Raw genomic sequence first — 11,923 nt, forward strand, 5'->3', positions numbered from 1 at the left:
TTTAGGCGAAGTTCTTGGCGAACGCGTCGATCGCGGTCTTTAGCTTGCCCGTCAGCTCGTCATCCAGTGCTTTCTTTTCCCAGATCGCATCCAGAAGATCCGCATGTTCACCGCGGATGAACAGAAGCAAACCGTCTTCAAACGCCCGGACCTTGTCGACCGGCAGCTTGTCGAGGTAGCCGTTCACACCAGCAAAGATCACTGCAACCTGTTCCTGGGTTTTCAGCGGCGAGAACTGCGGCTGCTTCAGGAGTTCGGTCAGACGTGCACCCCGGTTCAGCAGACGCTGGGTGGTCGCATCCAGATCCGAACCGAATTGAGCAAACGCTGCCATTTCACGATACTGTGCAAGCTCACCCTTAATCGGACCTGCAACCTGCTTCATCGCCTTGATTTGTGCTGAGGACCCCACGCGGGATACCGACAGACCGACGTTCACAGCAGGACGGATGCCCTGGTAGAACAGATCGGTTTCAAGGAAGATCTGACCGTCGGTGATCGAAATCACGTTGGTCGGAATAAACGCGGACACGTCGTTGCCCTGGGTCTCAATGACTGGCAGCGCCGTCAAAGAACCCTTGCCATTTTCTTCATTGAGCTTTGCAGCGCGCTCAAGCAGGCGGGAGTGAAGATAGAAAACATCACCCGGAAACGCTTCACGTCCTGGCGGACGGCGCAGAAGCAAGGACATCTGGCGATAGGCAACGGCCTGCTTGGTCAAGTCATCGTAGCCGATAACTGCGTGCATGGAGTTGTCGCGGAAGAACTCGCCCATTGCGCAACCGGCAAACGGTGCCAAAAACTGGAGCGGCGCCGCGTCGGATGCGGTAGCGGCAACGACGATTGAGTACTCGAGTGCGCCGTTATCTTCCAGTGTCTTGACGAACTGTGCAACGGTTGACCGCTTCTGACCGACCGCAACATAGATGCAGTAGAGCTTGTCATCCTCATTGTCAGAAGAGTGAAGCGGCTTCTGGTTCAAAAAGGTGTCGAGAATGATCGCGGTCTTGCCGGTCTGGCGGTCGCCGATCACGAGCTCGCGCTGGCCACGGCCAACAGGGATCAGAGCGTCGATTGCCTTGAGGCCGGTCGACATTGGCTCGTGCACGGACTTGCGCGGCAGGATGCCTGGCGCCTTGACGTCCACACGGCGCTTTTCAGTTGCCTCAATCGGTCCTTTACCATCGATCGGATTGCCGAGCGGGTCGACAACGCGGCCCAGAAGACCTTTACCAACCGGCACTTCCACGATGGCGCCGGTCCGCTTGACTGTGTCGCCTTCCTGAATGTCACGGTCGGATCCAAAGATAACCACACCGACGTTGTCGGCTTCCAGGTTAAGGGCCATGCCCTTGATGCCACCAGGGAACTCGACCATCTCACCGGCCTGGACCTTGTCCAGCCCGTAGACACGAGCAATACCGTCACCGACGGACAGCACCTGACCAACTTCAGAAACCTCGGCTTCCTGGCCGAAGTTCTTGATCTGGTCCTTGAGGATGGCGGAAATTTCCGCGGCCCGAATATCCATCAGCCGACCTCTTTCATCGCGAACTTAAGTGAGTTGAGTTTGGTACGCAGCGACGTATCAACCATGCGGGAGCCCAGTTTGACAACCAGACCACCAATTAGAGCAGGGTCGACTTTCGCTGTGATGTTAACATTTTTGCCTGAACTCGCCGATAAGGCGTCTTTCAAAGCAGAGGCATGAGCGTCCGACATCGGCGCTGCAGACGTCACCTCAGCTGTGACCTCGCCGCGCTTTTCGGCCAGTAGCATTTTGTATGCCGCGATCATGCCCGGAAGAACGAAGAGGCGCCTGTTTTGAGCAGCCAGCTTCACAAAATTTGCAGCAAGACTTTTTATGCCTGCCTTGTCGAGAAGTGCGGATAGAGCAGCAACTTGCTCTTCGGCACTAAAAGCGGGGCTTTTCACAAGACGGTCGAGATCTGAACTTTCGTCGAGGAACCCCTCGATTGTGTTGAGATCCCGCTCCACGTCAGCCGTCACGCCTTGCTCCTCGGAAAGATCGAGAAGAGCGGAGGCATATCGCTTCGCCACACCAGATACGAGAGATACGTTGTCAGTCACCAGGTCCGAGCTCTCTGACGCATTTCAAGCCCCGCTAAACCAGGACGGCCGCAAGGCATTGAAAAAATGAGTGAATTCAGGGTCAGAAGGTATGACGGTTAAACCGCTCCCCCAAAGCCGCGCCTCAATTAGCACAGGGTTTTCAACTGTGCAACTTCACCCGGCGGGTGTTTACGTCGATTCGAAGGCGTTTTTTGTCTTCCATGCTCAAAAACACTTTCCAATCAACGGATCACGGGTGTCATAAACCTTTAGACGATTGCCATCCACATAACGACAAACCCTGCGGAATCGATTTGGCGAGGCAGATATCTCGCAGGAACGCAGAATCCACACGCGAGGTCTCAAGCAGCGGTTCAAACCCGCCGAAGATCATACGCTTCATGCTGAAAACCTGATCAGCATCAGGCATGACAGTTTCCCATCGCGAGTCTTCCGGCATGCGTGCCATTGCTGCATCTGCAGTTTGTTTGTCGGGCCACACGATCCAGGAAAAGACGACCGTTTCACCTGGCTCCAACTTTACCGCCATCGGGAACGTCGGCGCCCCACGCCTCGACACTGTTTAAGGTGCCATACTCCTAGAAAAGTGCCCAGGAGTTCTCTGCAATCGTCTTGTACTCGGCTTTTTTGTCCGTCTTCACCGGCGCCAAAAATCCCTGGATGTATGTCACGGAACGTCCTCCAAATCAGAACAAACCTCACTGTGTCATGATTACCGGGAAACACAATGCACTTGGCCCGCCCGTGCCGCGGCGAGATTGTCGGCCCCTAGAGGAAGTGTTGCGGATCGATATCAATCTGAACCCTCAAACCTTTTGTCGGTTTTGGGCCGCAGTCCAGCCAGTGCTGCATATATCCTTGCAGATCGAACTGACGTGGGGCTATGGCAAGTAGCCGGAACCGGTATCGTCCGCGAACCATAGCGAGAGCAGCCTCGGCTGGACCGAGAATAGTAACGGCCTGGACCCGAGGCGCTGCGCGCGACAGGGACCGTACATACCCATCGGCAAACACCTTATCTGGCCCCGAAACGATGACTGCGGCCAAGCGGCCGAATGGCGGCAATCCCGCGGCCCTGCGGGCTGCGATTTCGGCCGTGTAAAAATCGTCCATATTTGATGACAGAAGGGCCGATATCACCGGATGGTCAGGTGAGTAGGTTTGCAAAAAACCCAAGCCGCCACCGGTGACACGTCCGGCGCGCCCGGTCACCTGCCCAAGAAGCTGGAACGTTTTTTCCGCTGCGCGCGGGTCTCCATTTGCAAGGCCGAGGTCAGCATCAATAACACCGACGACCCGCATCTTCGGGAAATTGTGCCCCTTGGCGACCAGCTGTGTCCCTATGACGATATCAGCGCCGCCTTCCTCGACGATTTTCATCTCACGGCGCAGACGGTCAGGGCCGCCCGGCAGATCCGAAGACAGAACAAGCACACGCGCTTCAGGAAACTTACTGCAAACTTCCTCGGCAATGCGTTCAACACCTGGCCCGCAGGCCACAAGCGAATCAACTGTGCCGCAGGACGGGCAGCTTTCGGGCACTTTTTCAAAATGGCCGCAATGATGACACACGAGGCGTTTTTGAAACCGGTGCTCGACCAACCACGCGCTGCAATGGCCGCATTGAAAGCGATGGCCGCAGGTCCGGCAAAGCGTCAATGGCGCGTAACCACGCCGATTTAGGAAAAGCAGCGTCTGCGCACCATCCCCGTACGCTCCCTTAATCGCTTCCAGCAGTCTTGGTGCGATCCAGTGCCCGCGCTCCGGCCCCTCGTGCCGCATGTCAATCGCATGCAATTCCGGCATAGCCGCCCCTGTCGCCCGTTCAGGCAAGACAAGATGGCGGTAGCGTCCAAGATCCGCATTCACACGGCTTTCGACGGATGGCGTGGCCGAGGCCAGTATTACCGGGAATTTGGAAATATGCCCGCGTACAACGGCCATATCCCGCGCGCTGTAGGGGACACGATCGTCCTGTTTGAAGGCCGCATCATGCTCTTCATCGACGATGATCAAGCCAAGATCGACAAACGGAAGGAACAAGGCAGATCGCGCTCCAATCACGACCCGAACATCGCCGCTTGCCGCCCCGCGCCAGACCCTTCCCCGTTTTTTCGGCGTGATTTCAGAATGCCATTCCGCTGGATAGACCCCAAATCGCTTTTCAAAGCGCCGCAGAAACTGTTCAGTCAGGGCTATTTCAGGCAGCAGGATAAGCGCTTGCTTTCCGCGGCGCATGGCTTCGGCAATCGCCTCAAAATAGACTTCTGTTTTCCCCGAACCCGTGACCCCATCTACAAGCGATATCGAACCGCCTTCATCAAAGGCCGCAATCAGTTGATCCGCTGCGCGTCGCTGGGCTGGGTTGAGATTCGTTCTTGCGAAATCGATATCGGGCGGCGGTGTCGGCAATGCTGCTGGCAACGACACCACCTCAAGAACACCTTGATGAAGCAAGCCGTCAATGACCGAGCCACTTACTCCGGCGGCATGCGAGAGCCCGCTTTTTGTCCAGGCTAGCCCGTCCTCCATCGTAGCTAGCACGCGCTGACGAGCGCTTGTCATGCGGTCCGGTTCTGCCCCTTCAATACGGCGCACACCGGGAACAGGTGCCTCCGGCAAAAGCGCTTCTTCGGATCGAAGCACCATCCGCAAAACCATACCGGGTGCGCCCAATGTCCAATTTGCGACCCAATCGACAAACCGCCTCAGATTTGCATCAAGAGGCCGCGCGTCCTTATAAATGTGTGTGATGGTTTTCAGCTTTTTGGGATTGATGGCCACATCAGGCTCGATGTCCCACACTGCGCCGACAACCTCCCGTGTGCCGAGTGGCACCCGCACGATTGTTCCCGGCTGAACCTGTTCGCCTGGTGGAACGAGATAAGTATATGCGCCGGGCACAGCGACCGGAACCAAAACGCTGGCAATATTGTCCGGTTCCGCGTCCGGTTTATCAAACAACACGCTTCAGGCCTTCCCGTGTCCTGTTTCACCGCCAAAACCTATGGCCGCATCCCGCAGCGCCTGGCGACAAGAAGAATTTTCGCTCCGAATCGGGCTTCTTATCCGCTCCATCCTAAGGTAAACAGGCGCCGATAAGAGATCAAAGGCAGGTCGATGCACCTGCAGGGTGCGAGGCTGACGCCGGGCCTAAGGGAGCAATGAATGAAGTTCTTCGTAGACACCGCTGACACCGCAGAAATCCAGGAACTGGAAGCCACCGGACTGCTGGACGGGGTGACCACAAACCCGTCGCTCATCGCAAAATCCGGCCGTCAGTTCAAGGATGTCATTAAAGAGATCTGCGGAATCACAAAGGGCGACGTTTCGGCCGAAGTCGCAGCAACGGACTTCGAAACCATGATCAAGGAAGCGCACGAGCTGCGCAATATTGCCGACAATGTGGTGATCAAGCTTCCTCTGACATTCGACGGCTTGAAAGCCTGTAAACAGCTGACGGAGGACGGCACTAAGACAAATGTCACTCTCTGTTTTTCGGCCAATCAGGCCCTTTTGGCCGCAAAAGCGGGTGCGACCTACATCTCGCCGTTCATTGGACGGCTTGATGACATCCATATGGACGGTCTTGAGCTGATCCGTGAAATTCGCGTGATCTATGACAATTTCGGATTTGAGACCGAGATTCTGGCGGCCTCCATCCGTACGCCGAATCACGTTCGCGAATGCGCTATCATTGGGGCCGATGTCGCAACCGTTCCGCCGGCAACGCTTAAAGCGCTCGTGAAGCACCCGCTGACCGACAAGGGTCTGGATGCATTTCTGACAGATTGGGCAAAGACCGGCCAAAGCATTCTCTGACTTTCGGAACCGGTCAAAAAGAACCAAAACCCGGCCGCTGCGGCCGGGTTTTTTGTGTCCGGAATTATTGTCATTAACAATTCTCTTGCCTGTTTCAGGCATGAAAGTGGTATGAGTAATTCCTCCAATCCGGGCGCGGTTCTTATTTTTGCCCAAAAAGACGTTCTGGCGCGCATTGAAGCGTGGCAAGACCACTTGTCCGATGAGCGTCGCCTCGCAGACAAAACGCTCACTGCGTATGAACGGGACCTGGAACAATTTCTGCGTTTTTTGACAAACCACCTGGGTGGTTCGCCGTCAATTTCGGATCTTGAAACACTCAGGCCAGCCGATTTCAGGAGTTTTCTGGCAACGCGCAGGAAGGCAGGTGTCCAGAGCCGTTCACTCGCGCGCGGACTTGCCGGGATCCGATCGTTCCTGAAATTCTTGGAAAAGCAAGGCGAAATCAATGCTGCGGCATCCGACGCGATCCGCCCGCCCAACTCCGGGAAATCCCTGCCCAAGCCGGTCTCCCCGAAGGACGCCAAAACCATCGTCGGCGGCGACTTGGTAATGGAGCAGGCCGCATGGATCCAGGCGCGGAACACGGCGGTTTTGACCTTGCTCTACGGATGCGGTTTACGGTTGGCTGAAGCTCTTTCTTTGACGGGGAAAACCGCGCCGACGCCTGAAACAAGGACGATCCGTATCCTCGGAAAGGGCGGTAAGGAGCGCATTGTGCCGACATTGCCGGTGGTTGGGCAGGCGATCGCCGAGTACCAAAAACTCTGCCCTTACAGCATCTCTCCCGATGGGCCGCTCTTTGTTGGCGCCCGCGGGGGCCCGCTGAACCCGCGCATCATCCAGCTGGCAATGGAGAAGCTACGTGGTGCACTTGGTTTGCCAAACACAGCTACCCCTCACGCTTTACGTCATTCCTTTGCGACGCATCTTCTTTCCGGAGGCGGTGACCTAAGGACAATTCAGGAATTGTTGGGGCATGCGAGCCTGTCCAGCACGCAAATTTACACCGAGATTGACAGCCAGCGCTTGCTGGAGGCCTATGACAAGGCGCATCCACGCCAATAATTCGCAGAATCTTCCGGTAAATTCGCCTTTTTTCGTCGGAAAGGGGGTGCATTTTTCAAAAAAGCTGCTAGTGTCCCGGCCTTCCACAGCGTTTTTGATCACGCTTAACCACGGCGGCTGCCCGGTCTACCGGCGCTCGTCGGCAGAATTCAGGAGAGAACTTGCAAGTACTTGTTCGCGACAACAATGTCGACCAAGCCCTTCGCGTGCTGAAGAAAAAGCTGCAGCGCGAAGGCGTATTCCGTGAAATGAAAACCCGGAAGGCTTTTGAGAAGCCGTCTGAGAAACGCGCCCGTGAAAAGGCTGAAGCTGTTCGCCGCGCCCGCAAGGCTGCGCGCAAGCTCGCCCAGCGCGAAGGTTTGGTCGGCGCACACAAGCGCTGAGCCCACCTAGATTGACTTTGTAACCAGGCCCGGATTGCACGTTTCAAAACGTCAACCGGGCCTTGTTCTGTTTGGCAAGCTGCAACGAACTTGCAGCAGTCTTAATAACACCTTAACGAGCTTTCTGGTATACTTGCACACTGTCGTCACAGCAACGGAGTGTGTGTTGCGCGGTTATGTTTTTGCCCTTTTTGCAGTCGTCGTTTGGTCTGCCATGCCGGCGGAGGCGCGTGTGTATTGCCCGCTCCCGGAAGATGGCGTGTGGGTCAACCCCGACGCCGAGGCCAAGGAAATTACTCGCATCGAGGTTGAAACGACCTGTATTGATGACACAGTACAGGCGCGCATACGTGCTTTCACATCTTGCATCCCGCGCGACTGCAAATGGGGTTGGACCAAGGCCGAAATGCGGGAGGGCGGGGGGTTCCGTGTCGAGCTGATCGGATTTTTAGGGGCAAAAGTCATTTCAGTGCGCAGTTTTGGCGACATACTCGACACTCATGTGATTGATATTGCACATGATCCTGAGATCCCAATGCGGGAAACCACTTTTAACCTGCGCCGCAAGTGACAAAATAGACGTTCAGTTTGCGCAATTTTTAGTCATTCTCTTGGCTTGCCTCTTTCCATAAATAACTTACCTTACGGAATACTGCACTATGGTGTGCAGCACTCATGGATGGAGAAGCCAATGCGTATCCTTTCCCTGACACTCGCTGTTATAGCAACCTCTGCCTTTGCCATCGCTCCGGCAAGTGCTTGCTCTTGGATGAAGTCTGCCGAAAGCGAAAAAATAACGGTCGCAACAGCTCCGACTGCGGACGATAGCAACGTTTCAATTGCGACAAACGACTTGAGCGTCGAAACCATCAAAGAAATGGCGATCATGCCGGAAGCCGCCGAGGCGCCCGCCGAGTGATCTCTCCATTACTTTCATAAGGCGCTGGCAAGCGGCCCATGCCAGCGCCTTAGAGTTTTTTTGACATTACTAAGATGCCCCATGCGCAATGGAACCCTTCCGGTACTCTCGCACTCCCTGCACCAGAATCTGTGATGCAGAGTTCAAAAAAAGCGCGGCCATGAGACCTGCGACAATGAGGTCCGGCCAACCTGTCGATGTTCCCCATACGCCGAGTGCGGCAACCATGACCGCAACATTTCCGATCGCATCATTTCGGGAACACAGCCATACAGACCGAACATTTGCGTCGCCGTCCCTATAACGCACCAAAATCAACACGCTTGCGAGATTCGTCAGCAGCGCGAGAAAGCCTATACTACCCATGATACCGGCTTGTGGAACGCCGAGGACAAGAACTTGGTAGGCTGTTGAGCCGAAGACCCAGAGCCCCATGGCCAACAAGCTGACGCCCTTGGTCAGAGCTGCGGTTGCACGGATCTTGAGCGAAGCTCCGATCACAGCAAGCGACAAGCCGTAAGTCAGCGCGTCACCGAAAAAGTCCAAAGCATCAGCCTGAAGCGCTTTTGAACCTGCCGCCTGACCAGCCGCCATTTCCACTGCAAACATGGCAGCATTCAAAAAGATCACGATCCAGAGGCGCTGCTTATAATCCCGCGATACCCCTTCAAATGTTGCCTCATGGCTTTGTCCGCAGCCGGCACCCATTTTGTTCTCCCGTTTTTACTGGCCATTTCCTGTCTGCATGCATAGGTAGAGGCTCTAGTGACTAGAGGTTCAAGAGGCGCCTATGGATTTTTCGATCGGAGACTTGGCCAGGAAAACCGGCGTGAAAGTGCCGACAATTCGCTACTATGAGAAAGAAGGCCTGATCGATACCCCCGTGCGGACGCAGGGCAACCAGCGGCGTTACTTTCAGAAGGACCTGGAGCGCCTCGCATTTATCCGGCATGCGCGCAATATGGGATTGCCAATGACCGCGATCCGGGCGTTGCTTGCCTTGTCAGAGCGGCCGGACCAACCCTGCGCAGATGCCGACAGAATCGCGAAAGAACAGCTGCGTGAGGTCCGCAGTCGTATCCGGCAATTGCAAAAACTTGAGGTGGAACTGGAGCGGATCTCTTCGAGTTGCGAAGGTGGAACCAGAGCTGCCGATTGCCAAGTGCTCAAAGCGTTTGCCGACCACACGCTTTGTTCAGGCGAACACTAGCTGGCCACGTCCTGGCCTATAGCCGTTTCCTGTGCAGCACTTTCACCGTTTGAGATGATTACCCCGCGTGCGGGTCTTTGGTCTTACAGGCAAGCCGGCCCTTGTCATTTTCCAAAACGACGGACCCCGCGATTCGCTCACACGTCGACATGTCGAGCCGAGTGGGCGTCCAGCTTCCCATGTCATCTTTTACAGTTTCATTAGGCATGCACTTGGCCGTAATCCACTCACCTTTGACTGACACTTCCGTACAGGTTTGAAAGAAGGGCCCTTCGGGAAGAGGCGCTGCATAGACCCCCGTATGTCCAGTTCCCGTGAACAGAAGGACGAACCAAAGTCCAGACGTAACAAAATAGCTTTGAGCCGGCATTTAGGTCCTCCTTGCAAAATCAAGAGCGCTTCGACGCTAACACGAATCGAGCGCTGGTTAGGAACTCAACCGAAAAAGCCGGGTGTTGAACCCGGCTTTCTTATACAATCCCGTGCCGCGGTTAAGAATGGATCGGCTTGGCGAAAACGCCCATGGCCGCTTCCTTGACTGCTTCGGACATGGTCGGGTGTGCGTGGCAGGTGCGGCCGAGATCTTCGGACGATCCGCCAAACTCCATCAGGACGGCGACCTCGTGGATCATGTCGCCAGCGCCGAACCCGACTATGTGGGCGCCCAGAACCCGGTCGGTCTCGGCATCCGCCAGAACCTTCACAAACCCGTCCGTGGCGTTCATCGCCCGCGCGCGGCCATTGGCGGAAAACGCGAACTTGCCGGTCTTGTAATTGATGCCCGCGGCTTTGAGTTCCTCTTCGGTCTTGCCGACAGAGGCGACTTCCGGCTGGGTGTAGACCACGTTCGGAATGACATCATAGTTCACATGTCCGGCCTGACCGGCAAGGATCTCGGCAACCGCGACGCCTTCATCCTCGGCCTTGTGCGCCAGCATCGGGCCCACGACGACATCGCCAATGGCATAGATGCCGTCGACATTGGTCTTGTAATGGGCGTCGATCTTCACCCGGCCCCGGTCGTCCGTGGCAACACCGGCCGCATCAAGCCCCAGTCCTTCGGTGTAAGGCTTCCGCCCGATGGACACCAGGACGATGTCGGCCTGCAGCACCTCGGCGTCGCCGCCCGCGGCCGGCTCGACCGTGACGTTCAGGCTCTTGCCCTTCTTCTCAACGCCGGTGACCTTGGAGGACAGTTTGAACTCAAGGCCCTGCTTCTTCAGGATCCGCTGGAACTGCTTAGACACATCGCCGTCCATCGGACCAAGGATCTTGTCCATGAACTCGACAACGGTCACCTCGGCGCCCAACCGGCTCCACACGGAGCCAAGCTCAAGGCCGATCACACCGCCGCCAACGACCACCATCTTGCCCGGAACCTTTTCCAGCTCCAGCGCGCCGGTCGAAGACACAATCTGTTTCTCGTCAACCTCAACGCCCGGCAGCGGCATAACATCGGAGCCGGTCGCAATCACGATGTTCTTGGTCTCCAGCGTGCTGGACTTGCCGTCCTCCGATGTGACCTCGACCTTGCCCTGACCCAGAACCTTGCCGGTGCCGTGGTGAACATCGATCTTGTTCTTCTTCATCAGGAAGGAGATACCGTTGACGTTGGCATCGACGACCTCCTGCTTGTTCGCCATCATCGCCGACAAGTCGAGTTTCGGCTTGGCAACCTTGATGCCCATTTTCTCGAAACTGTGGCCCGATTCATGGAACATTTCCGATGAATGCAGCATCGCCTTTGACGGAATACAGCCGATGTTGAGGCAGGTGCCGCCGAGCGTTGCCCGCTTTTCCACGACAGCCGTCTTCAGGCCGAGTTGCGCTGCCTTGATGGCGCAGACATATCCGCCAGGTCCTGTTCCGATGACAATGAGATCATATTGAGCCATTTCGCTCGCCTTTTGTTTCATAGCTTGTGAGTTCGCCCTGATACGGGCCTGGATCGAAGCGGGAGGTCAAGCCCTCGCCCCGCTTTTATGGTTTTGGCGCCTAACCTCTTCAGACACCCGCCTATCGGCGCGGAGACAGCGTTTCGGAGCCCTGACCGCCGGCCCACACGCCTGTGAGAGTGCCATTCGGATTGACCTTGTACACCACGGGTTCGGCCGCCCCTCAGTCAATGGTCAGGATCCCCTGCACCAGTGCCCCGGTCCCGCTAAACTGTTCACCGGCGATGTTCCAGCGCATCTCAACCGCCGGGCCGTTCAGCGAAATCGTTGCCGTTCCCTGATACCGCGTGCCATTCGGATTTTGCCCCTCAACCGAATAGGTCCCAACGATACGCTGGAGGTCAGCGGTTCGCGCGGCCGCTTGCCCGGACGGATGGAAACCCAGACCGGCGCCAATGAGCGGCGCGGCCATAACCGCCAGGATGGCGAGACGGCAGACCATCTGCACAAGCTTAAGTCCAGACCTGTTCAA

Annotated in this window: 14 protein-coding genes; 7 read left to right on the forward strand and 7 right to left on the reverse strand. The window is 56.3% G+C overall.

Translation table 11 applies throughout. The annotated features are described in order from the left end of the window. Position 1: 1 nt before the first annotated feature. The 3 genes from atpA to JM93_RS22150 all read right to left on the reverse strand — a co-directional run bounded on the left by atpA (position 2) and on the right by JM93_RS22150 (position 2,575). The gene (gene atpA, locus JM93_RS11900) at positions 2-1,531 is read right to left on the reverse strand and encodes a F0F1 ATP synthase subunit alpha (RefSeq protein WP_145343606.1); all 1,530 of its coding nucleotides are present in this window, start codon (positions 1,529-1,531) and stop codon (positions 2-4) included. Further along, positions 1,531-2,091, reverse strand: coding sequence for a F0F1 ATP synthase subunit delta (locus JM93_RS11905; protein WP_145343608.1), 561 nt, complete (start codon positions 2,089-2,091; stop codon positions 1,531-1,533). The genes atpA and JM93_RS11905 overlap by 1 nt, the downstream gene beginning before the upstream one ends. Positions 2,092-2,332: 241 nt before the next feature. Further along, entirely contained in the window at positions 2,333-2,575 is a 243-nt protein-coding gene (locus JM93_RS22150) for a DUF1428 domain-containing protein (RefSeq protein WP_280114424.1), read from the reverse strand. Between JM93_RS22150 and JM93_RS22265 the strand changes: the two genes are divergently transcribed. Then, on the forward strand, positions 2,502-2,660 hold the full coding sequence (locus tag JM93_RS22265) for a hypothetical protein (protein ID WP_280114426.1): 159 nt from the start codon (positions 2,502-2,504) through the stop codon (positions 2,658-2,660). The two genes, JM93_RS22150 and JM93_RS22265, sit on opposite strands and share 74 nt — an antisense overlap. 202 nt (positions 2,661-2,862) lie before the next feature. On the opposite strand, the gene JM93_RS11915 is transcribed toward JM93_RS22265, so the two are convergent. Further along, positions 2,863-5,061, reverse strand: a complete 2,199-nt coding sequence (locus tag JM93_RS11915; protein WP_145343610.1) for a primosomal protein N' — start codon at positions 5,059-5,061, stop codon at positions 2,863-2,865. Positions 5,062-5,262: 201 nt separating this feature from the next. Between JM93_RS11915 and fsa the strand changes: the two genes are divergently transcribed. From fsa to JM93_RS11940, 5 genes are all read left to right on the forward strand, one after another. Then, positions 5,263-5,916 carry a fructose-6-phosphate aldolase gene (gene fsa, locus JM93_RS11920; protein ID WP_145343612.1) on the forward strand — a complete coding sequence of 218 codons (654 nt, stop codon included), beginning with the start codon at positions 5,263-5,265 and terminating at the stop codon, positions 5,914-5,916. A 111-nt stretch (positions 5,917-6,027) separates the two neighbouring features. Further along, complete coding sequence (locus JM93_RS11925) at positions 6,028-6,984, forward strand: tyrosine recombinase XerC (protein WP_145343614.1); 957 nt, start codon at positions 6,028-6,030, stop codon at positions 6,982-6,984. A 161-nt stretch (positions 6,985-7,145) separates the two neighbouring features. Beyond that, positions 7,146-7,367, forward strand: coding sequence for a 30S ribosomal protein S21 (gene rpsU, locus JM93_RS11930; protein ID WP_145343616.1), 222 nt, complete (start codon positions 7,146-7,148; stop codon positions 7,365-7,367). Between the two features lie 163 nt (positions 7,368-7,530). Next, positions 7,531-7,938 carry a serine/threonine protein kinase gene (locus tag JM93_RS11935; RefSeq protein ID WP_244300820.1) on the forward strand — a complete coding sequence of 136 codons (408 nt, stop codon included), beginning with the start codon at positions 7,531-7,533 and terminating at the stop codon, positions 7,936-7,938. Between the two features lie 120 nt (positions 7,939-8,058). Next, complete coding sequence (locus JM93_RS11940; RefSeq protein ID WP_145343620.1) at positions 8,059-8,286, forward strand: hypothetical protein; 228 nt, start codon at positions 8,059-8,061, stop codon at positions 8,284-8,286. A 69-nt stretch (positions 8,287-8,355) separates the two neighbouring features. On the opposite strand, the gene JM93_RS11945 is transcribed toward JM93_RS11940, so the two are convergent. Further along, positions 8,356-8,994, reverse strand: a complete 639-nt coding sequence (locus tag JM93_RS11945) for a cation efflux transmembrane domain-containing protein (RefSeq protein ID WP_145343622.1) — start codon at positions 8,992-8,994, stop codon at positions 8,356-8,358. An 82-nt stretch (positions 8,995-9,076) separates the two neighbouring features. Here JM93_RS11945 and JM93_RS11950 point away from each other — a divergent pair, with 82 nt between their 5' ends. Next, positions 9,077-9,496, forward strand: a complete 420-nt coding sequence (locus tag JM93_RS11950; RefSeq protein ID WP_145343624.1) for a MerR family transcriptional regulator — start codon at positions 9,077-9,079, stop codon at positions 9,494-9,496. A gap of 491 nt (positions 9,497-9,987) precedes the next feature. Here JM93_RS11950 and lpdA read toward each other — a convergent pair whose 3' ends face one another. Then, positions 9,988-11,391 carry a dihydrolipoyl dehydrogenase gene (gene lpdA, locus JM93_RS11955; protein ID WP_145343626.1) on the reverse strand — a complete coding sequence of 468 codons (1,404 nt, stop codon included), beginning with the start codon at positions 11,389-11,391 and terminating at the stop codon, positions 9,988-9,990. Between the two features lie 223 nt (positions 11,392-11,614). Beyond that, positions 11,615-11,923, reverse strand: a complete 309-nt coding sequence (locus tag JM93_RS11960; protein WP_145343628.1) for a hypothetical protein — start codon at positions 11,921-11,923, stop codon at positions 11,615-11,617.

This window comes from Roseibium hamelinense, from assembly GCF_007830545.1.
Lineage (GTDB): Bacteria > Pseudomonadota > Alphaproteobacteria > Rhizobiales > Stappiaceae > Roseibium > Roseibium hamelinense.

Coding starts and splice junctions, on each gene's coding strand:
- atpA (WP_145343606.1), bottom strand. CDS start 1,531: ATGGATATTCGGGCCGCGGAAATTTCCGCCATCCTCAAGGACCAGATC.
- JM93_RS22265 (WP_280114426.1), top strand. CDS start 2,502: ATGACAGTTTCCCATCGCGAGTCTTCCGGCATGCGTGCCATTGCTGCA.
- fsa (WP_145343612.1), top strand. CDS start 5,263: ATGAAGTTCTTCGTAGACACCGCTGACACCGCAGAAATCCAGGAACTG.
- JM93_RS11925 (WP_145343614.1), top strand. CDS start 6,028: ATGAGTAATTCCTCCAATCCGGGCGCGGTTCTTATTTTTGCCCAAAAA.
- JM93_RS11940 (WP_145343620.1), top strand. CDS start 8,059: ATGCGTATCCTTTCCCTGACACTCGCTGTTATAGCAACCTCTGCCTTT.
- JM93_RS11945 (WP_145343622.1), bottom strand. CDS start 8,994: ATGGGTGCCGGCTGCGGACAAAGCCATGAGGCAACATTTGAAGGGGTA.
- JM93_RS11950 (WP_145343624.1), top strand. CDS start 9,077: ATGGATTTTTCGATCGGAGACTTGGCCAGGAAAACCGGCGTGAAAGTG.
- lpdA (WP_145343626.1), bottom strand. CDS start 11,391: ATGGCTCAATATGATCTCATTGTCATCGGAACAGGACCTGGCGGATAT.